General features: G+C 59.8%; 24 protein-coding genes. 8 read left to right on the top strand and 16 right to left on the bottom strand.

The features are described 5' to 3' along the window. Window positions 1-18 precede the first annotated feature (18 nt). The 9 genes from virB9 to AC07FD_RS07755 all read right to left on the bottom strand — a co-directional run bounded on the left by virB9 (window position 19) and on the right by AC07FD_RS07755 (window position 8,420). The gene (virB9, locus tag AC07FD_RS07795; protein WP_478349373.1) at window positions 19-855 is read right to left on the bottom strand and encodes a P-type conjugative transfer protein VirB9; all 837 of its coding nucleotides are present in this window, start codon (window positions 853-855) and stop codon (window positions 19-21) included. After that, a complete protein-coding gene (locus AC07FD_RS07790; RefSeq protein ID WP_478349372.1) occupies window positions 852-1,583 on the bottom strand; it encodes a VirB8 family type IV secretion system protein in 732 nt (243 codons plus the stop codon). The genes virB9 and AC07FD_RS07790 overlap by 4 nt, the downstream gene beginning before the upstream one ends. Before the next feature lie 13 nt (window positions 1,584-1,596). Next, on the bottom strand, window positions 1,597-2,667 hold the full coding sequence (locus tag AC07FD_RS07785; protein ID WP_478349371.1) for a TrbL/VirB6 family protein: 1,071 nt from the start codon (window positions 2,665-2,667) through the stop codon (window positions 1,597-1,599). A 226-nt stretch (window positions 2,668-2,893) separates the two neighbouring features. Beyond that, window positions 2,894-3,607, bottom strand: coding sequence for a type IV secretion system protein (locus AC07FD_RS07780; protein WP_478349370.1), 714 nt, complete (start codon window positions 3,605-3,607; stop codon window positions 2,894-2,896). Window positions 3,608-3,618: 11 nt separating this feature from the next. Continuing rightward, window positions 3,619-4,518 (bottom strand): hypothetical protein, encoded by a 900-nt coding sequence (locus AC07FD_RS07775; protein WP_478349369.1) that lies wholly within the window; start codon window positions 4,516-4,518, stop codon window positions 3,619-3,621. Continuing rightward, a complete protein-coding gene (locus AC07FD_RS07770; RefSeq protein WP_478349368.1) occupies window positions 4,515-6,881 on the bottom strand; it encodes a VirB4 family type IV secretion/conjugal transfer ATPase in 2,367 nt (788 codons plus the stop codon). The genes AC07FD_RS07775 and AC07FD_RS07770 overlap by 4 nt, the downstream gene beginning before the upstream one ends. Window positions 6,882-6,927: 46 nt before the next feature. Then, window positions 6,928-7,236, bottom strand: a complete 309-nt coding sequence (locus tag AC07FD_RS07765; protein WP_095204906.1) for a VirB3 family type IV secretion system protein — start codon at window positions 7,234-7,236, stop codon at window positions 6,928-6,930. Window positions 7,237-7,241: 5 nt separating this feature from the next. Beyond that, entirely contained in the window at window positions 7,242-7,550 is a 309-nt protein-coding gene (locus AC07FD_RS07760; protein WP_023819752.1) for a TrbC/VirB2 family type IV secretion system protein, read from the bottom strand. 12 nt (window positions 7,551-7,562) lie between these two features. Then, the gene (locus AC07FD_RS07755; protein ID WP_478349367.1) at window positions 7,563-8,420 is read right to left on the bottom strand and encodes a lytic transglycosylase domain-containing protein; all 858 of its coding nucleotides are present in this window, start codon (window positions 8,418-8,420) and stop codon (window positions 7,563-7,565) included. 89 nt (window positions 8,421-8,509) lie between these two features. Here AC07FD_RS07755 and AC07FD_RS07750 point away from each other — a divergent pair, with 89 nt between their 5' ends. Together AC07FD_RS07750 and AC07FD_RS07745 are read left to right on the top strand one after the other, a co-directional pair. After that, complete coding sequence (locus tag AC07FD_RS07750; protein ID WP_478349366.1) at window positions 8,510-9,049, top strand: hypothetical protein; 540 nt, start codon at window positions 8,510-8,512, stop codon at window positions 9,047-9,049. After that, window positions 9,049-9,648 (top strand): thermonuclease family protein, encoded by a 600-nt coding sequence (locus tag AC07FD_RS07745; RefSeq protein ID WP_478349365.1) that lies wholly within the window; start codon window positions 9,049-9,051, stop codon window positions 9,646-9,648. Before AC07FD_RS07750 ends, AC07FD_RS07745 begins: the two co-directional genes overlap by 1 nt. A 492-nt stretch (window positions 9,649-10,140) precedes the next feature. Here the strand turns inward: AC07FD_RS07745 and AC07FD_RS07740 are convergent, their stop codons facing one another. Then, the gene (locus tag AC07FD_RS07740) at window positions 10,141-11,379 is read right to left on the bottom strand and encodes a DUF1173 family protein (RefSeq protein ID WP_478349364.1); all 1,239 of its coding nucleotides are present in this window, start codon (window positions 11,377-11,379) and stop codon (window positions 10,141-10,143) included. Window positions 11,380-11,926: 547 nt separating this feature from the next. After that, on the bottom strand, window positions 11,927-12,268 hold the full coding sequence (locus AC07FD_RS07735) for a hypothetical protein (RefSeq protein ID WP_478349363.1): 342 nt from the start codon (window positions 12,266-12,268) through the stop codon (window positions 11,927-11,929). Window positions 12,269-12,943: 675 nt separating this feature from the next. Between AC07FD_RS07735 and AC07FD_RS07730 the strand changes: the two genes are divergently transcribed. After that, on the top strand, window positions 12,944-13,396 hold the full coding sequence (locus AC07FD_RS07730; protein WP_478349362.1) for a helix-turn-helix domain-containing protein: 453 nt from the start codon (window positions 12,944-12,946) through the stop codon (window positions 13,394-13,396). Window positions 13,397-13,540: 144 nt separating this feature from the next. Then, window positions 13,541-13,873 (top strand): hypothetical protein, encoded by a 333-nt coding sequence (locus tag AC07FD_RS07725; RefSeq protein ID WP_378926125.1) that lies wholly within the window; start codon window positions 13,541-13,543, stop codon window positions 13,871-13,873. 42 nt (window positions 13,874-13,915) lie between these two features. Here AC07FD_RS07725 and AC07FD_RS07720 read toward each other — a convergent pair whose 3' ends face one another. The 3 genes from AC07FD_RS07720 to AC07FD_RS07710 form a co-directional block, all read right to left on the bottom strand. After that, complete coding sequence (locus tag AC07FD_RS07720) at window positions 13,916-14,626, bottom strand: hypothetical protein (protein WP_478349361.1); 711 nt, start codon at window positions 14,624-14,626, stop codon at window positions 13,916-13,918. An 11-nt stretch (window positions 14,627-14,637) separates the two neighbouring features. After that, window positions 14,638-15,171: a hypothetical protein gene (locus AC07FD_RS07715; RefSeq protein WP_478349360.1), complete on the bottom strand. Its 534-nt coding sequence runs from the start codon at window positions 15,169-15,171 to the stop codon at window positions 14,638-14,640. A 218-nt stretch (window positions 15,172-15,389) separates the two neighbouring features. Beyond that, the gene (locus tag AC07FD_RS07710; protein WP_478349359.1) at window positions 15,390-15,980 is read right to left on the bottom strand and encodes a hypothetical protein; all 591 of its coding nucleotides are present in this window, start codon (window positions 15,978-15,980) and stop codon (window positions 15,390-15,392) included. A 67-nt stretch (window positions 15,981-16,047) separates the two neighbouring features. On the opposite strand from AC07FD_RS07710, the gene AC07FD_RS07705 reads away from it, so the two are divergent. After that, a complete protein-coding gene (locus AC07FD_RS07705; RefSeq protein ID WP_478349358.1) occupies window positions 16,048-17,118 on the top strand; it encodes an acyltransferase family protein in 1,071 nt (356 codons plus the stop codon). Next, window positions 17,115-17,393, top strand: a complete 279-nt coding sequence (locus AC07FD_RS07700; RefSeq protein ID WP_120018540.1) for a hypothetical protein — start codon at window positions 17,115-17,117, stop codon at window positions 17,391-17,393. The genes AC07FD_RS07705 and AC07FD_RS07700 overlap by 4 nt, the downstream gene beginning before the upstream one ends. A 585-nt stretch (window positions 17,394-17,978) precedes the next feature. On the opposite strand, the gene AC07FD_RS07695 is transcribed toward AC07FD_RS07700, so the two are convergent. Continuing rightward, window positions 17,979-18,602 (bottom strand): hypothetical protein, encoded by a 624-nt coding sequence (locus AC07FD_RS07695; protein WP_478349357.1) that lies wholly within the window; start codon window positions 18,600-18,602, stop codon window positions 17,979-17,981. A gap of 65 nt (window positions 18,603-18,667) precedes the next feature. Here AC07FD_RS07695 and AC07FD_RS07690 point away from each other — a divergent pair, with 65 nt between their 5' ends. Continuing rightward, window positions 18,668-19,030, top strand: a complete 363-nt coding sequence (locus AC07FD_RS07690) for a hypothetical protein (RefSeq protein ID WP_478349356.1) — start codon at window positions 18,668-18,670, stop codon at window positions 19,028-19,030. A gap of 697 nt (window positions 19,031-19,727) precedes the next feature. Beyond that, window positions 19,728-20,465 carry a helix-turn-helix transcriptional regulator gene (locus AC07FD_RS07685; RefSeq protein WP_478349355.1) on the top strand — a complete coding sequence of 246 codons (738 nt, stop codon included), beginning with the start codon at window positions 19,728-19,730 and terminating at the stop codon, window positions 20,463-20,465. Window positions 20,466-21,098: 633 nt separating this feature from the next. Here AC07FD_RS07685 and groL read toward each other — a convergent pair. Continuing rightward, a partial coding sequence (gene groL, locus AC07FD_RS07680) for a chaperonin GroEL (RefSeq protein WP_478349354.1) occupies window positions 21,099-22,260 on the bottom strand: 1,162 nt, incomplete at its 5' end.

Raw genomic sequence — 22,260 nt, 5'->3', positions numbered from 1 at the left:
TCAGCGAGCATTCTGTACTCATTGGGAGATGGCATCGGGTCCCCTCACTTTCCGAACAGTCCCACCGCCGACACGCTGCGGTTCGTAAGGTTCAAGCCCGGTCGGTTCGTTCACATTGTTCAGTCTCAGATTGAAGACGCAGGTTGCTTCGGTGCCGTTGCGCAGGGTCCATTGGTAATTGACCTTGTCGACGACGATGTACGGGCCCTCGCGGCGATAATTCACAAGGGTCTCATTGCGCTCGCTATCAACGACATGGATCGCCGGCACTTCCCTTGCTGGATCGAAGCGGAACCAGGTCTTCACGCCGTCGTCGTAGATCACGAGCGGCTTATTTGCCGACGACCCCTTATAGGCATAGGACGAGTTGGCGTTTTCGGCCTTGAAACCCTGCCGGTTCGGCTGCGCCGCCCGAGCCCGGGCTTCGTCCATCAGCGCCGCGTCCGACGCCTCTTCGGGATAGCGAAACTTGATCGCATAGACCTGTTGTGCAACCGGCCGAAACTCGCCGTTGAGGAAGAACACATAGCTGCGCTTGTTCGTCAGGACATTGAGATTCCCGCCCGCATTCTTCTCGATCGGCTTCACAAAGAGCACATTGCCCTTCTTGTTGGGTTCGATGCTCCAGGCCGGGACGTCGCCAGCGCCGAGGGTTTCGATTTTCTCGTCATCGCCGAATTCGATCATCGTCGAGGCGCCATAGCTGGCCGGCACCGACACCACATCGTCCTTCTGATACCAGACGAAGCGAATGCGACTGTCACGCGATCCCGCCCGAGGGGTCTGTTCGGCAAGGGCCGGCAGAACCGCGCAAACGCCGAGCCCGATTGCCATCAGGATGCCGGCGACCTTCATTGCGGTGTCTCGGCGGTGGGTGCCGGCGCCGTCTCCTGATCGCGCCGATATTCGAGCACCTGGAAGCCGAGCGGATTTTCAAAGCGGATCTCGTTTTTGGCCGGAACGCCGGTGTAGCGGAACCGGATCAACGACACCCAATGCCGCTGCACGGTGTTCGCTTGGCTCTTTTCCTCCGTCATGAACCTGACCAGGGCGGTCCTTTGGTTGGGAAATGTCACGGACTTCACGGTCACAGCCACGACGGTGTTTCGCCCGTAGAGCACGACGGGGTTCGTCACTTTGTTCGCCGGGCTGAAAAGCTCGACGAGCTCCCTCGAGGCATCGCCGGCGCTCAGCAATTGCGCGAGATCGAAGTTGTCCTTCAGCGCCTTCGGATCGTAGGTCTCGCGAGCCTTCACATAACGGACGATATCGAACATCCCCATCGACTCGTCCTGCTGCAACGGACCGTCGGCCAGCGGCCGCTTGACCTCGACAAACCCGGTGGATTTGTCGACCACCACCATGTAGGGCTCATAAGTCTTGAGCGGCAGCGCAAGGATCAGCGCGCCCACGGCTGCAACGGCAATGACCGAGGCGACGCTTGCCACGCACCACGCCAGAGATCGCGACCAGCCATTGCGTCGCGCGATATCTTTTTCCCAGATTGCCGCATCCACGTAGTAGGGCAAGGGAGACTCGGTTTCCTTCGCCGGTCGCCCAGCGCTTTCCTTCACATCGCTCATTGGTGCCCCAAACCTATCCGGGATCCGTCAGCTTTCGGGAAAGCCGTGCATATTCCGCTGAATTCTCAAACCTTCTCTGTGCGAGGCTCACGCGCGCCCGCTCGCGACCCGCCAGGCGTTCCTGCCGCGTGCTCCAGCCCAAGCGTCCCATCAGCCTGCGCTGACCGGCTTGGCCCATCGCTGCGAAGGCGCCGCCGTAGAAGCGCCCAAACGAAGGTGTTCCAATACCAATTCCGCCTGCGAGCGAGGCGGCAACGTTGGTGATCTGCGACAGCAGCAGCACACCGACGAGGCAGATCAGGATCAGCGGCGCGGCTTCGGTCAAGGTCGTTGTCGCAGCACCATTCGACCGGTTGACCGCGTCGAAATAGGTCTGGGTGATCGAGATGAAGAAGGCACAGAAGGCGTAGACCAGAATCTGCACACACATGTACTGCACGATCGCGGTTACCCAGCCGGCGAAGAACCGGGTCGTGTAGCCGAACAGCATAAGAATGATGAACACTGGGGCGAGTGCCAGCAAAAGCCAAAGAAAGATCTTCGACAGGATGATGAGGAAGATCGCATAGCCGATGAGCAGCGCGCCGACGACAAGGATGATCGCCGCCAGTACGTAGCCGCCGAAGTTCAACACGCCAAGGCTCTTGATAAAGGCGGAGGTGGAATTGGCGAGCGAATCCCAGATGTTTTGCAGGGCCGTCTGCACGGAGTTGACGGAGTTCAGCCCGGCCGATGTCCCGGTCACATTGGCCGAAACGCTCGTGAGAAGGCTGTTCCCGATCGCGGCAGGTGTCTCATTCGCGAACGAATAGGCATATGTTTGAAAGTCCCCCCAGCTCGTCGCCAGAGCGTAGATGACGAAGGCGCGGAACAGGCGCCAGATCATCTCTTTTCCCGATCCCGTCGAGGTTCCCTGCCAGATGCTGATGGCCCAGACTATCACGTACAGCGTCAGCATCAGGCCGGCGACGCCCCCCTGTCCGCCGCCGGTCAGGGCCGACGCCAGGTTCTGGTAGGCTTGAGATACATAGTTATTGCCGAACTTGTCGACCTGTTGCAGAAGCGTGGTGATATTGAAGTTCATTTTTTCGACGTCCCACCGGGAAACAGAGATGGATCGCTATTGAGTGCCTTCATCGGACCGCACTCGAATGGCTTCTTCGCTTCTGTTCTTGGTTCGGGCGCCGCGAACGCCATCGGCTGCATCGGTCCCTCGTCGCGCGAGCATGGAGCCTTGAGCGGCTTGTGGCCACACCCGGAGGTCGCGACAGCGCCAATGATGGCGGCCGCTGATAGAAGAAAGCGCATCGTCATTGGCCGGACTTGTATTCGAGCCCCCGCGAGGCCTGCGTGATCAGGTTCATACGATCGATGTTTTCCTGATTGGCGGCCGCCGTAGCGGTATTCACCGCGCCGATCAGTTCGTTCACAGTCAGACCCGTTTGCACCATGATCTGGCTGTTCTGATCGATCGAGCCCTTGATGTCCTGCGCCGTGCCGATCCGTTGAGCGCCCGACTGAAAAGCGCTGGAACGGGTCTTCACCCCATTTTGCGAGGAGTCCACCAGCCCGGTAACAGTGGCCGCGACGTTCACCAGGGCGCTGTAGTTCTTATCCATCTGCGTCGTCTGGCCATTGATCAGGCCCGAAATGGTTTTCACCAGCTGCAAGCCATTGATCATGTTCGAAACGATGCCCTGCGATCCATTGCCGAGGCCGGCGAACGACAACGAGCCGCCCGAGATCACGCTACCAAGCGAAGGCGCGTCCCCCATGGAGAAGCCGCCATTTCCCAAGGCCATCCGCGCGAGCTGGCCGGCCTGGCTCGACCGGTCGCCCGTGACGGCCTGCAGCGTCTTTTGGGTATAGTTCATGATGTTGCGGTCGGTGCTGAGGATCTCGCTCGTGGCCGATGCAATCTGCCGAGCCTGTTCCAGGTTAGCCTCGTCGATCGTAGGCACTTGCGCAAAGGCGATACCGCCCAAGCCAAGCAAGAGTGCCGCTGTTAACGGAATTCCACGCATAGCGCTTTCTCCTATTGAGCCTGATATTGCTTGACGGCCGACATCAGTTCGTCGGTCGTCATTGTGACGGGGGCGCTGTTGGCGTCCCTTTGGATTTGCGAAAGCACGGGCGAGACGTTTTCAACCGTGTCGGTCGTGCGCGACGCCGTGCATGCGCCGTCCGTCGACGGGCAGCATGGGTTGCCGGCCGTGCCGCCGCCGCTTGTAGCCCCGGGACAGCTTGTCGAGCCACCCGAGCCAGGCGGCGGGCCCGAGCCAGGCGGCGGGGACGCGGGAGTGGGCACCCCCAGGCCGGAGGATCCCCGACTTGTCAGTGTGGCAGTGCCGATGTTTCGCACGTTGAAAGCTTGGGCGAAGAACCCTGTCGCCTGGATCACCTCGTTGAAGGTCAGCCCGCCTTGGGCGCGGATTGCGCTGTTGCGGTCGAAGGCTTCCATGACCGTTTTGTCGGTTCCGATATCCTGCCCCATGGTCTCGAAGGACTGCTTATTGGGAGCCACCGTTGACATGCTGCCATTCATGCCCCCTAAAACCTGACCGGTGATATCCAACTGGCCCCTTTCGCCGGCATTGCCGCCGACAGCGCCCGATCCCGACCCGGTCGAGGCGAACGCCGAAGAGCCCTTGATGTCCGGATTGGCCTGTTCCAAGGACGCCTGGCCACTCGCCGGATCGACCGAAGCCTTCGGGCTCTTCACGTTCTGCGCCTTTTTGGGCGTCGTCACCGAGCAATTGACGCCCTGCGTGGCGGACTTCGTGTCCTCCTGGATGAGCTTGATCTGAACCTTGTCGGCCTTGTCCTCGCTCCGCTGCGACAAGATCGGGATGTCAGAAACCGGCACGACCGCCATCGCCGTCGATCCCGCGAAAATCGTCACAAGGGCGGCCATCGCGCCCATAATGGTCTTCATTCCGGGTCCCTCCCAAGAAAGATTGGCAACCAAACCTGCGGATCGTCGCCGACGCGCGCGCGCAGCGCGTCGAGCTCCTGAACCGTCTCAATTCGACCGGAGAGGATCTTGATCGCGTCAGGCATCGCGCCCAGATTGAGGCGCGCAATGACGCTGTCCTGATCATGCTTGATCAGGAATTTGCGTGCTTCGGGCGGGGTTTCGCGGATCCATTTGATCTCGCGCTCAGACAGCCCGAACGCCCTGTGCGATTCCTCGTCGGCCTTCGGGTTGGGGAAAAAAATATTGGTCGGCGTCTGTTCGATCAGCGTGTTGGCAATCGACGACTTCACAATATCCGCCGCAGACTGCGTACCGAAGCCGATGATGCCATTCAGCTTACGAATGGTTTTCAGCTTGTCCTTGATGAAGTAGCTGAAAATATCATTGTCCAGGAGCTTCCAGCCTTCATCGAGGAAGATCATGACCGGTTGCCCGTCAAGCAGCTCCTCGATGCGATGGAAGATATAGAGCAAGGCCGCGGTGCTGGTCGTTGCGTCGCTCAACACGCTCGTCATGTCGAAGCCGAAAATGGACGACATCGAAAACGAGTCTTCCGGGTTGTTGAACAACCAACCGCGCTGATCCGGCCTCATCCATGGCTGCAAGCGCGAATAGAGATCGTCATCGCCGGCGCGCATCGCACCGCGCAACAGCTCGGCGAACTCCTCCATGGTTCGACCTTCGGGCGGCGCGCTCGCCACCTGGGCGATCGCGTTGCGGATGACTTGCTCCTCGCGCGTCGAGTGGGCGTGTCCGTCGGATCGACGCAGCATGAAGCTGAAAAGCTGGAAGAGGAATTCGCGGTTGTGCGGCGTATCGGGCAGGCGCAACGGATTGAAGCCGGAAGGCTCCCCGGCCTTCAGAACCTCATAGCGGCCGCCAAGCGACCGCACGAATATATCCAGGCCACGATCCTTGTCGATCATCACCAGCTTGGGGCGCGGCGTAATGCGCTGCGCCTGTGCCGCGAGAAAGCCGAGCAGCACCGTCTTGCCCGAGCCCGAGGGACCGTTCAGGGTGAAGTTGCCGAGGTCTCGAACATGGAAGTTGAAGAAGTAGGCCGTTTGCGACGTCGTCTCCAGAACGCTTATCGGCGTTCCCCAATGGACCCCGCCAGTCCGGCCGCTCGGATAGTTATGGAAGGCCGAGAAGCCCGCCATGTTCTTCGATGAGATCATCGACTTGCGCGCCACATAGGCGAAATTGCCAGGCAGGGTGGCCCAGAACGCAGGTTCACAATTCAGGTCCTCGCGAACCCACAGGGCGGACACCTCCGTCAGCGCCGTGCCGACATCGGTCACGCAGCGCGCCACGTCGTCCATGGTTTTCCCGAGGCACAGCACCGTCAGATGATGCAAGCCATAGAGCGCTTCCGAGGACAGAAGCTCATCGCGCGCTTCACCGAGTTGATCGGCCACGATCGAGCCGGCTTCATCCGACATGTCGATCTTGCGCCCGACCCGCTCCATCTGGGTCAGCGCCTGGGGCTTGTCGATGATGGCGAAGGATTGCGTCACGATGAATTCGTGCGGCACCTTCAGCATGGGGTTGAGCATCCCTGGTCCCGTAATGGAGGGGTACTCGCCGACCGAAATGATGGCGCCGTATCGCGTTTCGCCAGGGAACGCCCCGCGAATTTCCAGCGCATTCGGGCCAAAGAACAGCCGCTTCGTCGCTAGCGCCTCCGCGAGTTTCATGCGCGGCAGTGCCATCGGCCGCGGCAATCCGCCATTGACGAGCTGCACCAGGAATTCCAGCGGTTCGGAATGCCAAACGTCACTGCGCTTGACGACGGTGAGAACCCGCGCGCCATACGCCTGCAGGCTCTCTCGGACGGCTTTCATCACGTCCGTGAGTTCGATCAGCGCCCGCTCCTCGCTCGAAGAGCGACCGTCCGCAGCCCTTCGTCCCGAAAGCTTGCGGATCACGAGATCCGCGGTCCCGACCGTGCCTTGCAGCTCGCGCCGCACGATCGTCAGGTAGATGTCGTTCACAAACATGCGCTGGGTGCGCAGGGCCGCCGTGTAGCGCTGGTCCAGCTCTTGGCAGAACTTATTCTCGAAGCTCGACTCGATCGCCGGCTTCACCTCGCGGCGCAGGATATGCGAGTAGATCGCATAGCGGGAGTTCGCCAACCCCCGAATGAGATCGTTGCGGCCGAGCAGGCGCGAATTGATCTCGGCGATATCGATCGTCTCGAAGCACAGTCCGCTCATGTGAACGAAGGACATCAACATGCCGTCCTGCGTCTTGATCACCTCGTCGGACATATGCCGCGAATAGGGTATGTGGGCCGAAACCGGATTCTCCCGACGAGACACGGCCCCGAAACTCAGTTCATCGCGAAGAGCCCGTGCGATCGCCACGTCACACCCGGTAACTGCGCGCCCCCCAGAAGCTGGCGCTCCGGGGCGGCATCTTTCGTGAACGGATGAACATGATCTCGATGAACATGGGATCGCGCATGATCGCGATCCTGGTAACCGCATAGAGCGGCACGCAGATACAGAGCATGATCAGATTATGGGTTGCAAGGAACACGACAGCGGTCAGCACGCCGATGAACCCCGCTAGCTCGTAGGGGATGCCGAGCACCGTCGGCGCTCGGGTCAAGCCCTTGACCAGCGGAGTGATCAACAGTCTGGGCTCGCCAGGATCGATCCGGCCGTCTGCCATGCCGATCACCTTCCGACCGCGGATTGAAAGAATTCGACGATCTGGGCCGAGCCGAAGACCAGCACGATACCCAAGACCCAGCTTCCGGCCACAAACCATGACAGGCGTGCCGCCCAGGCCATGAAGCCCATGAAAATGCAGAACAGGACCGCCAAAGCCGTCGCGATCGGCCCAGTCAGGGTCTGCACCAACGTCTGCAGCGTGCTTTGCACCGGCTGGAGATTTCCGCCCCCAGCCATCGCCTGCGTTGCCAAGAGCATGAGCGGCATCGCCACACCAGTGCTGCGTGCAGCAAACATCTTCCACAAGGTCATCAAAGCTTCTCCTCAGTCAAAGTTTTGCACCATCCCGCCTTGCCAGACCGGCGCCGTCGCTTCGCGAGACGTCATTGTGCTGCCATTGCGGGAGTTGGTGGGGGATGTCGGATCATTTCGTTGATCCGCCGGGGCGGCCGCAGCCGGTTGAACGCCGGCCAGGTCAAGGCTCACCGCCCCGGCGGGCATCACTGCCTCAGACCCGACCGATGGCCATTGGTAGAAATCGTTGATGACGTTGGCGACGTAGCCAACCGTCTCGGGGTAGGGCGGCACGCCGTTATATTTGAGAACCGCGATCTCGCCGGCATTGTAGGCGGCGAGCATGTATATCGGGTTCGGAAATTTGCGATGCAGATCCCGCAGAAAGCCGATCCCACCTTTCACATTGTCCGCTGGATCGCAGATATTGACACCGTAGCTTACCGCCGTGGACGGCAGAAGTTGCATCAGGCCATAGGCCCCTTTGGGCGATAGCGCGCCGGAATTGAAGCGGCTTTCGGCCCGGGCAACCGCGAGGAGGAGGGGCGGGGCAAAGCCTTGCAGGCGCGCGACGGCTTCGACGATCCGCTGTCCTTCTTCCTTCGACAGGGCAGCGACGCCGGGGCATGGGTTGTCAGCCAAGGTCGATGTCACCGTAGCGGCCGCGCGGTCAGCACCTCCCGCCGCACCGATCCGCTGCACGTCCTGGCTCTCAACCTGGTAGGCCGGCATCACCCGGCCATTCACGACGACGGCAGCATTAACGCTGCGCGTGGCAGGTGCCGTAACTCGGTCCTGGAATTTCTGCGCAGTTTCCTGTGCAGGCGCCGCTTGGCACGTCGCCAGGATCGCACCCGCTGCAAGTGCCGTTTTGCGGGATCGAATCATTAAAATAATCCTGTACCGTTGCCGATTCTGTAATGCTGAATTAATACAATGAATCGATGAACGGCAATCGCGAAATTGAGGCAGACACAATGAAAATGATCAAGGTTCTTCCCGTTGTGGCGTTTTTGCCGACCTTGGCGGCTCTGTCCCCGGCGCCGGCCCATGCCGATGATTTCGGCTGCAAGGTCTTGCTGTGCATCCTCAACCCGCAGGGTTGGGCGAGCGTCGGGGAATGTGTGCCTCCGGTCGAGCGCGCTTTCCGTATGGTCGCGCATGGGGAGCCCTGGCCCCAGTGCCCCGAGGCCGGCAGTTCCGGTCGTATCGGATATGAGAAATTCAAACCCTGCCCAGACGGCACGATCGCCGTGTCGCCCGAGACGGAATCGAGCGGGAGCGACAACAGCTCTCGCTCACAAACTGTCTACAAGCCCGACAATAACGGCGCTTTCTGTGCTGCGCGGAATGCAACGAATGCCTCTTGGGGCACGAAACCGAGAGGTTCGGGTTACGGTGCGCGTCCAACATCGGCCGTGACGCGGCGCGAGCAGAGGACGGAGCCAAACTATCTCGATCTCACGACGACCGACGGCAAACAACGGTTCTGGTTCAATCTGAGCAGGTATCAATAATGAAACCTGGCTTCGCCGCCGCCGGCATTCTCGCGGCCGTCCTCGCCAGTGTTCCGGCACTGGCCGAGGACAAATCCAATCCCTGGTTTCCGATCCCCGCCACAGCATCGTTCAGCACCGGCGACAGCTGGACCTATGCCGGTGAGACCCACCGTCTCTACGGCGTTCAAGCCTGCCTGCGAGGCACATATTTCACAAATAGGGCAGGGGGGCATGTCGATTGCGGGGAGGCAAGCCTTGCAATGCTCGTCTCTCTCATCCGGGATCTCAAACCTCAATGCTACACGGCCGCCTGGCAGGCCGCGACCAAAACGCGCTTCGTCGTTTGCGTCGCGCAGCTTACTTCAGGATCCGCGGCCGGTTCTCGTATCGATCTCGGCACGGCGCTGATCTCGACCGGCTGGGCGTTCGCGGCTGTCACTCCGAACGGCGCTCCGGTCCATGCTCCCTATATCGTCGCGCAGGAGGTCGCTAAAAAGCAGCACCTTGGCCTGTGGCAGTTTGCCGACGTGCCCGATCCGAATGCCATCATCCTCCGCGATATCCGAAACGCATCTAATCAGGCTGGTCAGTCTTCGAATCCGCCTGCAAATCGATAACCGGTCTCCGGCGCGTTGGATCATACTGTACATTCTGCTGAGGCCATCGCCAGACCACGAACGCGACGGCAAGCGCTATCGCCGAAATCAATCCGAGAACAATAGCCGCGATCAGCCCCCTCGCCAAAACGATAGACTGTCCCACTGGTTCAAAAGCCGGGCGCCGGACAGCACCAAAATGAGGACTGTTGCGATGACAATGCCCGTTCCCGGATCCATGTCGAATTTCTTCAGTATCGCTTTCTCCTTTTCGCACTCCCTGGTCACGGCCCCGATCAACGATCGCTTCCAGCGCAAACGCCGGCGCCAGGCGCAAGCCCCCAGGCGAAGCCTGCCCTGCGGGTGCGCCAGCCGTCGCCCGCGCTTCGTCGCTCTCACGGACCCTCGCCAACCGCATCCAATGATTGCCGTTATCTTGTCTTTCGCTTTTCACGAGTTTTATTTCCTGGCTTGGTCCAATTACAGCGGCAGCCTCGCACGCACTTCGGCTTTTCAGTTGTTCGGTCGATATTCCAAAGCCTGCCTGCCGGGCGGAGGCGAAAGCCGCTGCTGTTTGCCGGGTAGCGCCGGCCGGGGGCCGCTTGCGTCCCAGCGCCAGGTCTCGAGCTCGCAGCTTGAAATCAGATGGTCGAATTCCGCCCGTACCGCCTCCTTGGCATCGTGCGGTACGACAAAAAGCGCAGTTCCCTGTTGGTCAACGTCGGTCAGAAGACCGAAAGCCATCGGCACCGCCGGCTGCACGTTGTAGCGCAACGTTTTCACAAACCGCCGATGCTCCCCGGTCAGGACCTCGATCAATTCCTTTTCGTCGTTGTGCTGAAACGGAATCCAATTCTCCGTCACGTTCATAAAGCCGATTTCGTCGATCGACAGAATGCCGGACGGCATCTGCATGACCGTTGCGATGGTGATCAGGCGCGAATTTTCGTGCAGTCGCCACAGGTCTAATTCAACTGGAAAGCGCTTCGGCACTGCATTGAACATTTTCTCATCCAGGAAGAGCGGCGCGTCGGGCATATGCTTGATCGACAGCTTGCCACCAAACCGGGCGGGATCCAGCGATTTCACAATTCCGATCACGATCTTCTTGTGCTTCGCCCTAGCTGCCGCCGCGAAGGCCCGCTCCCGATCCGCTGCCAGGCGATCCTTGAGTTCAGGCGAGTACATTGCCGGCATAAACAGCAGCTCGCGCAACTGGAACTTCTGGCTCGACTTTGCATCGGCCGCGCCCCAAAGAAATTTCCGGACCAACCCCCAATTTCTTTTTCCCACAAAGCCAGGCGCCATTAATGTCAGCTCCGCCTCTTCCCAGAGATAGTCAAGCAAGCCTCGCAGCGTGAGCTTCTTCGGATCGGCTTTCACGGTGTGGCGCGCAGTCCCCTCGCCGGATGGTCCCTGTCGCGCCTTGCCTTGTGTCAGTGCGAAAGCCAGCTTCAGCCGCGCCGTCTCCGATGCAGGATCCTCAATGATCGCTTGACCCAGGATCTCCGCCTTTCCTGACAGGACAAGGGGCAGTTCATAGCGATCACAGTCTATCGCATGGTCCTTGCCGGTGTTCGGCATGCGCTTGACGATCAATTCCTCGCTGACGGTGGCAATGTACATCGGCACTCCGGGATGGCGGCACAAACACAAGACACGGGCCTGCTTGTCCCGCGCCTGACGCAAGAGCGTCTGAATTTCCGGATGCTGTGGGCCAACCGTTCGACCCAGAATAGCAAAGTCACTCATAAGGATGCCATCCGACTTTAGATCGTGTACCCTATGATTAAATCATTGAACCGATGTCTCATTCAACCCCTTGGGTATCAACGCTGCTTCCCATGGATTGACGTGGTTAAGGCGGGGTCGTCGCCGCGTCAGAGGGACCGTCCATTCCACCGCCTCGCTTTCGCTCCGAACAAAGCGACGCTCATGGACTGCGCGGGCCTAACAACCCGTATTCGACCCCAGAGATGGGGTGGTTGCCGCGCTCCCCAGACGGTAAATTACCGGTGTCCCTCAACCCGTCGGGCCGTATCGCCGACAGGTTGGCGGTCTGCAAATCCTCTTGGCGAAGATGCACGAAGTAGCGGCCGTCTCGACTGCCAGGCGCCAGTGGTCGTTGACGATGAGCTGGCAGTGGTATTGGGCGCACGAAGCCTTTTGGAACTCGGGACGTCGCCTTGCGCAAAGGCGTCTAATCATTTGCGTTACCGTATCAGGCGGATCGCAGACCTGATGAAACCGGCGGACGGTCTGTGCGCGTGATTTAGCGGTTGCTGGCGCGTTGGGACTGTTAGAGTTTGAAGCGGCCAAGGCGCCGATCGTTGAGGCGGTACTGCCAGATGAGGTTCGGATCCTTGGGGTTGACGCCGGATGTCGACCAAGGGGAGCGATCGGGCTTTGCAGCGTCATGTAAAGGAAGATCGTCATCACAGCGCGACAGCTGTAACGAGGAGGGAAGACGATAACGTCCGAGTTTGCGCGTCAGAAACGCGATGACACAGACGGCGGTGAGGGACAGGATCAAGAAAGCAGTGGAAAAGCTGAGCATGCGAAGGCCGGCTTCCCGATCGGGCAGGGCGAAGAAAGCGAGCACGCCGCCGGCGAAAATTGCGAACGCGAACCTCATGAACATGAGAGAGAGCCTCCTATTTCGGTGTTGATCATTATAATATCACAGATCAGGCGTCATTATAATGATCAATAGAGATAGGATGGCCCCTCATGGATCAAGCGTCTTTCGACGGCGGGCGTCATGGTGCCGCTTTTGGCGGTACCGGCTTCAGACTGCGGCGGATTACCCGTCGCCTTTTCCAGCTCGAACAGCGATAGAGATTGGATCCTCGCCGGCTCCGCGGGGCCAAGCCTTGCCGTTGGTTTTGAGCGTAATCGGCAAATGCAAATCGTGAGCTGCGCAGCCGCCTAATATCGGTACATAGCCGGGAAATCATCCACGCTCTTGAAACAGCGGCGTCGAGGTTTCGCTTCTGGTCGACCTGAACCAGGTCACTCGAAATGGTATGGGGCAACAATTGCAGGGCCTGCCTGCCGAGGGGGCAGAGACAGGGTTGTCCCTCCGCATGATCATTTAATTATTCATTTTCAACAGGGGCATGCAGATCGAAATGCTATCGTGTTTGGAATGATTTTAGCGGCGGCCAAAAGCTATACGCCGTCACTTTACGGGAGTATGGGGCGATGCGCGACACTTTAATAGGCCAATGAGTCATCGTTTCGGCTAACAGCTTGAGCACTAGACATTTTACAAAAAATGGCCGTCATATTCCGACCGATAAGCAGGAGTGCAACCGTGCCGATATTTAAAAACAAGACAGAAGACAGCGATGGTTGGCTTTCGATCCTGCTCGCGCTGCGACTTCGCCAAATCGAGAACGAGTACCCGGACTATGCGAGTTTTGCCGACGCTACGGGGCTATCGCGCGGCACGCTCTACCAGTTGCGGACGGGGAAGGGGAACCCGACATTCGTCACCCTGGAGCGGCTGGCACGGCATCTGAAGGTCCCGGTGTGGACGCTCATTGGTCGGACTGGTGACGACGACAGCGTGAAGCGGGACATCGAGACGTTCGGCTTCAACTTCAACGAGATTGCGCGGCATATCGAGGCCACGCGTGCTGTGAAGCGCTCGATGACGGAGTTCAGTGGTGTACCTTCTTTGAAAGAGGCAGCCAGCCTCGCTGGGGCAACCTCCGAGAAGAAGCGGCTGCCTCCGGCCAAAAAGGGACGAAGGACAAGCCAGTAGCATATAAGAAAGTAGAAGCTGCTAAACTACCAGCGTAGATTCATTTGCTACGATAGGCAGAAAATATATCTTATATTTCTTTGACTCGCATCAGGAAATCCGCCAGCGTCGATGTAATGTTATCATTTTGCTGAAGGGTCCACGATGCAAGCGAATATCTGGCAAGTCGTAGGAGACGACGCGCTTTATAGGGAGGCGGCAGCGTTCGTCGATTGCCACCCGAAACCATGGGTGGAAGAGGTTTCGGAATTTCTGCGGAAGAAAGGCAAGCCCGAGGCGATCACGTTGGTGATCGGACAGTTCATCGTGGCGGCTCTGTTCGAAGGACGATACGCGGATCTGCTGTACTGGTCGCTGGTTGCGGCCGAAGTGAACTGCGTTGTGATGGAGCAATGGCCTGATGATGTGCGGCAGGAGCTGGCGAGCCATCTGAAACGGGGATTTGGAAAGCTCTCGTCGCGAAATCTCTCCCATTGAAGGCGGCGGGCCGACGGCGTGGCCTTCAACGAGAAGATGGGGTTACACCTGACCAGAGGCGACATTGATATCGTTGCCGGTCGGGCCTGGAGCGGCAGAGGCGAGTTTTGTGTCGCCTCCTGTATTGAAATCCCCCGGCCCCAGGCACGCGGCCATGTCACCTTCTTGGCAGCTGGCGTCGGCCATGGAGCGTGCGTTCTTCGCCATATCGCAGATCGTTGTCCCGTTGATATCGGAGAATCCGCTACAGCGGCCTGAGCGAACCATCTGCTGGCAATTGCCAGTCCCCAATTGAATACAGGCCGCAATAAATGAGCCATCGACCTTCTGACCGTCGAACGTCCCCATCTGGATGAGCTGCTTGACGGGCGCGGAGTTATAGCCGTCGTTTGTAAGCTTGGCCCAGGTGTCGACCTGAAACTGGAGGGATTGGCAGCCAAACTCGGAACGCGACATGCCTGCGTAGTTTTTGATGTTGGTGTTGTTCAGCTGGAAAATGCCGGTGCAGCAAGAGCCATTGTAGACGCCTTTGTTGCCGCCGGATTCGAAGCGACCGAGGCCGCCAAGGCTGCACGATGTGGTTTTCAGCTCGTCGTGCAGGGACGAATTCTTCACGGCATCTGTGATGTCCTGTGCGGAGTAGTCGGTGCGCTCGCAATATTGTGCGCCGGCTCCATATGCTGCCGTCACCGAATTGCAGACTAGAAGGCCGGCCGCAAGGACGCTGCTGAGTTTGGAATAGAGACGATACATAGGAATGCACCTCATGGAAGCTTGGCGCTGGTTGTGCATCGAGACCACTCCTTGCCGCCGACAAAGGAACGAAAATGGATCTCTTTGGCGTTCGCTTTGACGTCGATTTCGGTTCGATCGTTACGATTGGCCTGGGGTCGATCGTCATCGGACAGATCGACGTAGCAGGCTTCCGCGCGTGCAACGATTTTGCCGCTGTCTGGATCAATGATGCGCGCCTCGCATAGGTCAGGCTCTATGGAAGAGCTGGCGTTGTTTGCGCCAGTCTCGCATTTGCGGGTCGAGGCGATCGAGACGATGAAGGTATGCGATCCGACTTTGATGGGCTTCGACAGGATATCGAGTGGCGGTATCTGCCCGGCCGGAATGGTTCTGTGCAGCTCGTCACGCCAATAGGCGGCATTCGAGGCGATGATATCGGACCATGCGGTCTGTATGGCCGGCTGCGCGTCTGTGGTCGTGAGCGACTGGTAGCCTAGAGGCTCCCATGCGTGTGCGGAGATGGCAGACATGGGGATAATCGCGAGGGCGGCAAGCGTGGACATGGTAAACCTCCTGACACCGCCGTGGCCGCCGCCAGGAGCCCCGGTCAAGGCCGCGCATCGCGGGTCGTGAGGGAAGCCTTGATCCGCTGGCGCTGGCGCTGGCGATGGCCGGTGGCAGGCTGGTGTACTGAATAAGGTCAGGTTTTCCATGTCGATCATGGTTGCGCTCCTTCCGAGTATCGAGGTTGCCGGAAACACACCGGGCATCGCGACTTCCCCTAGGGTTGCGGGACAGAGACCCGGAATTGGCATTCCGGGGCGATTTCACCTTGGAATACGATGCCGGCGCGAATGCTTTTGGCCTGAACATCATATGCACCCATCGCACCATTCCGAGCGAGGTCGGGGCGGACGTTGTTCGGTTGCGCGCCATATTCGATGAAACAGCCGGAGCCACCGTCAGCGACCGTTGATCGGCCGTTCTGGTAGATCGCCAAGCGCATGGGACATCGTTTCAGCGTGGCATTGCCGACAGGATCGGCGCGGATCGGCGAGCAGCCGGTGAGCGTGTGCAGGACCGAGAGGACGACGGTTTTGGTCGGGCTGCGAACGACGATGTGACTCTCGGAAGCCGGCGCGTTGGCGACCGCAAAGCGCGTATCGCCTTTGGCCGCGTAGGCGTCGTTGTTCTTCTTCAGTCGGTCGGCCCATAGGGACGCGTAGGGCACAGCTTCCGAGTTCGGGAGTTCGAGATCGGCGTAGGCGACGGCGCGCCAGGCGTTCGGATCATGCGTGAGCGACTGAGCCGAAGCGTCGGGTGCCAATGTAAGGGCAGCCGCGACTGCGATAAATGTCAGGCGTCCATGCATTCCTTACCTCGCTTTTATGCCCTATGATTAAATCAATGTCGTGATGATTGTCGAGCGTGATATTTGGATGGGACAAGAAGTCCGGCTATCGGGGCTGGATGAATTGCGAGGCCTGGCGATCGGGCTTGTGGTGCTGTCGCATGTCGGGCCGGTCTTCGGAGAAGGCGGGACGGCCGCGGCTCTGCTGTTTGCGCCGGCATGGAGCGTCGGGGTCGACCTGTTCTTTGTGATTTCCGGCCTGGTGGTGGAACGCTCATTGCGAAGCCTGCGCCTCGAGCGGGGAGCGCTCGAGGCGGCCTTCGCCTTCTATGTCAGGCGTGCTATGCGGATCGTGCCGCTGGCCTGGTGCGTCGTCGCCATCCTCTCGATCGGGTTGATCCTGCCGGGAAGCGGCGTTGAGCCCGCAGACGCGAAGGCGGCATTCGCCTTCATCTCGAATGCGCATTGGGCGCCTTGTTTCGGGGGCGCCACAGGATGCGGGAACGCCTTTGCGTTTGGACCATTCTGGTCGATCGCCGCCGAAATGCAATTTTATCTACTGGCTCCGCTCCTGGTGTTCTTGCTACCGCGGCGGGCGCTCGTCGCGCTAGCCGGACTCGTTCTCGTGGTCGGGGCGTTCACGCTGCGGCCATGGGGCGGGACGCTTTGGACGTTCCGCATCGATGCAATCGCGGTCGGGCTGGCGATCGGAGCAACCATGGGCACAAGCGCATGGCCATGGCTGGCGGAAAACCTGCTGGCGATCGGTAACATGGAAACGGCGTTCTGGATGACGGTCGGGGCCTTCATGCTGGCGATCTTGCCGCCGGCGACACATGGCGTGGCGACTGCCGCACTGGCGCTGACGTGCGGGTGGATCGTGACAAGGGCGACCTTGCGGAATGGTTCTGTGAACTGGCCAGGGCGGATTCTGCGCCGCCTAGGAGACATTTCTTATGCGCTCTATCTGATCCATCTGCCGGTGCTGGCGCTGTTCAACTGGTCCCTTGGCCAATTCCTGGGCGCTCCGGCGACGGCAACGTTCTCGATCGCGATTGCGATCGGGCTGTCTCATGTACTGACAGCGGCGATCGGTGATCCGCTCCGCCAGCTTGGCCGCCAATGGTCAAATCGAACAGTCCGGGAGGTGTCGCCGTGACGGAAGAAAATCGTCAGTGGTCGCTTGGTGGTGAAGATGTCGATCAAATTCCGCGAGGAGCGAGGGCGCTGGCGGAGCAGCTATTGACCGAGACCGACGGCGATGCCGTGGCAGCGCTCGTCGCGGCATGCTGCGTCATTGGAGCCATGCGCTCGGCGGTATCGAGGGGTATGGTGCGCAACGGATCGCCGTCAGGGATCAATATCGCGCAAGTGCTGGACGTTTTCGTACGAAACGAGCCCCCAGCAGAAGAGCAGAGCCTAACCGATAGATGACCTCGACCGTGAAGTGGCTGCGATGTTGGGAGGCTGTGCGGCCTGCCGCTCGCTCCCCCAGAATGCTGAACGCACGATACCAGCAGAATCTTCGTGGGCGACCGTCGGCAATGCCGAGCACTAACACTGATTTCGCCAGGAAAGAGATTGAACTATTCTAGAGCCTTGCGAAACACTTTGGCCGAACGACAGATCGATCTCGCATAGCGAGTGCCTTTGAAATAGTCGCTCGCCGGGCCTGTTCTTCCTAAAAGAAAGGTGCGGGAAGCATGATTTTCGGCCGGAGATGAGCGTGCGGCCTCCGTGCTGAAGGTCGCCATGACTGCTGGCGCGACCACACGCAATACGCTCGAAGTCGCCGAAGACGGCCGTCGCCATCTTCGAACTGGGATCTGCACGAAAGAGGCGTGGTGGTGAATCGGCACGCTGCGTGACGACACATCCGGAGCGTCGTAAAAGCCGCTCGCAGCGTACCTCTCATACGCCGCGGACAATCTTGGCGACGCCGGCGCCTTGCCGTTGGTTTGGCCGTCGGCTTCTGTGCGCGTCTGGCCAGCCGACACGCGGCAGTGTGACGGCCGCCGCTTAGTAGCGGTTGCCGAACCAGCCCTTGCTCTTGGGTGGCGAGGGTTCCTGATAAGCCCACGGGACGGATTTGTAGGACGGCCTCGGGTCTTGGACGCGCCAAGCCTTCTGCCGGTAGTAGAAATTGAGGGGTACTCGGGCGAGCACGCGACCATCGGCAGACAGGAGGTCGGAAGCGCAGGCGACGACGGGGCCGTCGTAGTATTGCACGCGGCCGGTATAGCCGTTGAGCGCTTCGGGCCGGCACGCAAAGACACGAACGCCTGCAGCGATCGTGTCCGGGGCTTCCGCAGGGACGGAGATCGTCTTGATACCTTCCTCGGTGATGAGCGTGCGCACAGGCACTGAGCTCCAATGCGAGCGGCGCAAGGCGTTATTCGCCTGAGCTTGGGTCGGGTAGCCGGTTCGCTGGGTAATGACCGGCGGGAAGCGGCCCCAGTCGGGCGCATATTCTTGCCGGCTGCGACTGACGCGATCCGGTTTCCAATAGGAGTCCGTGACCGAAACGGGGCCGGCCGAATGTGAAGCATCCGGCATTCGCTCGGCGCAACCGGCGAGCAAGGCCGCGGATGCGACGAGGTGGAGGATGTGACGAAAAGAACGCATGTCGTGCTCGTGGGTCATGGGTTTGCAGGTGAGGATTTCCGGCGGAGCCAAGGCATCTGGAAGGTGCTGGCCCAGATGCCGCGATGGGTTATGCGAGCCTGATGCTCGATCTGGGCGTAGAGGCGGATGCGACGATCGGGATCGTGGGGGAGGGTGACGCCTATACCGGCTTTCAGCATTTGGCCTGCGACGTCGGCCATTTCGCCGGTTGCGCAACGCGCGACGATGACAGTTGCGTCTTTCCGGACCGGCAAGCAGACAAGCCATTTTTTCAAGGTGGCGGTTACGAGCCATGCCATGGCGACAACGCCACGAGGCCCCGCCTGCTTTCCCAGCGTCGCGGTATGGCCCAGGTCGCAACCGTCGACGCCGCGATAGCTGCACGAAGCAAAAGTTGCTTGCTGGTTCCCATGGGTCACTCCTCTTCAGATTCATTGAGTCAGTAAACTATCTTACAAATCGCTGTGCAAGTGTCTCTGACTCATACCCTGCGACGGGAGGAGGGGTGCTAGTATCCGGATCCGCGCCCGATGGGCCGGGTAGGGCCTCGGTGTCGAGTTGACGCGGGGCCATCAGGCAATCGATACTCTGAATGCGCGCTATGCTGCGGCGGTCGCAGCGGCATCCGCTGGACGAACTCAGCGGCTTCGTGGGCTGCCTTGCCTGATGTCGCTGCGAGCCTTTCGAAGCCGCTGTTCGAGCGCTAAATAGCGAGCCGTAATCGAGTTCAGCTTTCTGAAAAACTGCCTGCTCTGCGCAGGGTTGCCCGGCGCAGGCGGAGGGAAGAAAGCAAATAGAGCTTCCCGGTCAGCGTCCAATTGTTCTAGCTCCGAGCAGAGACGGCAAATTTCGTGGTCGTCCGTTGCGGAACGCTGATGTGATGCACGGCGGTTGGCACGTGTGGAGTTAGTCTGCCGAGCCACATCGTTTGACGAAAGTACAATCGTATCCAAGGCGTTTTCTCCACGCCGGGTTGTGGTCATCCAATCTGGAATAATGCGGTTGCAACCTATGTATACTGGCGGTTTTGCCTGTCACTTTTGACAGGTCGTGAGACGCTGGAATCCAGCGAGGAGCAACCTAGTTAGATAGCCGCGCGACTGGCTTGGAGAGGCACGTCGATAGCAAGAAGGCAAGCTGGATATGGCGCAATTTGACTCAAATTTTCACGACATGACGGAGGGTATTCGTGCAGTTGCCTCTCCTGCGGACGCAGCGGACCTTCTGAACACAATTGTCGAGAGTTACGGCCTTGAGACGGCGGCCTTTCTTACCGTCAGGCCGGTTTACGAGGAACCGAGTAAGCCGTTCTGTTTGACCACCTATTCGCCTGAGTGGGTGAAACGCTACATCGAGAAGGATTTTTTCGACATCGATCCCGTGCTTCGCTACGGGCTGCGTGCAGTGACATTGGTTGATTGGAAGGAGATCGACCTATCGGACAAGGCCGTGCGCACGTTCTTTGGTGAAGCGAGGCAACATGGTGTCGGGAAGCATGGCGTCACGTTCCCGGTTAGGGGTGTCGACGGCGACCGCGGCATTCTGAGCGTGACGAGCAACGAGAACGCAGCGGCGTGGCAGGCGTTCCTCAAATCCGAGGTTCGCGACCTCCAGCATCTCGCCGGCGAATTTCACAATGCTATCGGTCGAATCCAAGGAAGGCGACTCCATCGGACGGTCTGCTCCGATAGAGAGATCGAGTGCCTGAAATGGTACGCGAGGGGGGAGAAGGTCAAACGGACCGCACAGATACTGTCGCTATCCCCTCACACGGTCCGATTTCATCTTGATCTGGCACGGGCCAAGCTGGGTGCCAAAAGCTTGGCTCATGCGGTTGCGATCGCGGCCGAGCGCGGCCTTTTCTTTCAAAGACTGTTCTGATCGGTAGCCAAGCGCTTCGCGGAAGCCGCCGGCAAAATTCGTTCCGTTTCGTGAAGCTGGGAATGATAGAATGACTGGATCATGGGAAAGAAGGGAGACGTCGCTCTGGGCAACCTGATCAGGAAGGCACCGCAGGGGTAGAATGCTTGCCAAACCAAGTGTCCTATTCGCAAACCACACGATACCGCTTACCGGGCTCGCTGATGTTCTTGCAGATAAGCGGCTTGTGTGGCTCGGAAGAGGAGAGCGGAGGACTTGCGGCCGACGGTGCCCGTCGGTTTGATGTCTTGAGACTTGCCGTACGGCGCGGTTTGAGCCGTTCCGGCTCCTGTGGTGCAACCGGAAACACGCTGGTTTCGATCTTTTGCTGCCGCAGGCGTAGCGGCTCTTTGTCAAAGAATCGCCTGGCATCAAGCGATGTCGGAATAATCACCGTACCATCATCGCTGTGCGCGCAGCCGCTGCCCGACAGTAAGGCCAGCCCCAGGAAAACAGGCAGTATCCGTCCAAACATAAGCATAACCCTTGGCGGGCAAACCCCGGCTTGCGGGTCGCCGACAACCGGCGCAATGGACACGAAGAAAGGGCGGCTCGATGCCGCCCTTTCCGTATCTGAGGGCTGAATGGGTTGGATTAGAAATCCATGCCGCCCATACCGCCCATACCACCCATGCCGCCCGGCATGCCGCCGCCAGCCGAGTCCTTCTTCGGAGCCTCCGCGATCATGGCTTCGGTGGTGACCAGCAGGCCGGCGACCGAGGCCGCGTCCTGGAGAGCGGTGCGCACGACCTTCATCGGATCGACGATACCCATGGCGATCATGTCGCCATATTCGCCGGTCTGGGCGTTGTAGCCGAAGGTCGCGTCCTTGTTCTCAAGGATCCTGCCAGCAACGATCGAGGCTTCCGCACCGGCGTTGGCCGCGATCTGACGGGCCGGAGCCTGCAGCGCGCGGCGCACGATGGCGATGCCAGCGGTCTGGTCGGAGTTGGCGCCGACCGCCTTGATGCTCAGCGAAGCGCGCAGCAGGGCGACGCCGCCGCCGGCAACGATGCCTTCTTCCACGGCCGCGCGGGTCGCGTTGAGGGCGTCATCGACGCGGTCCTTCTTTTCCTTGACTTCGACTTCCGTCGCACCGCCGACGCGGATCACCGCAACGCCGCCGGCGAGCTTCGCCAGACGTTCCTGCAGCTTCTCCTTGTCGTAGTCGGAAGTGGTCTCTTCGATCTGCTGCTTGATCTGGGCAACGCGGCCCTGGATCTCGGCCTTCTTGCCGGCACCGTCGACGATGGTGGTGTTCTCCTTGGAGATCGACACCTTCTTGGCGCGGCCGAGCATGTTGAGGCCAACATTCTCGAGCTTGATGCCGAGGTCTTCGGAGATGACCTGGCCACCGGTGAGGATGGCGATGTCTTCCAGCATGGCCTTGCGGCGATCACCGAAGCCCGGCGCCTTGACGGCGGCGATCTTCAGGCCACCACGCAGCTTGTTGACGACCAGCGTGGCCAGAGCCTCGCCTTCGACGTCTTCCGAGATGATGAGCAGCGGCTTCGAGGTCTGCACGACGGCTTCGAGAACCGGCAGCATGGCCTGGAGGTTGGAGAGCTTCTTCTCGTGCAGGAGGATGTAGACGTCCTCGAGTTCTGCAACCATCTTGTCGGCGTTGGTGACGAAGTAGGGCGAGAGATAGCCGCGGTCGAACTGCATGCCTTCGACGACTTCGAGTTCGGTCTCGGCGGTCTTGGCTTCCTCGACGGTGATGACGCCCTCGTTGCCGACCTTCTGCATCGCTTCG

The organism is Mesorhizobium waitakense, assembly GCF_056431085.1.
The sequence above is the reverse complement of the archived record's forward strand: the minus strand, read 5'-3'. Positions and strand labels throughout refer to the sequence as shown.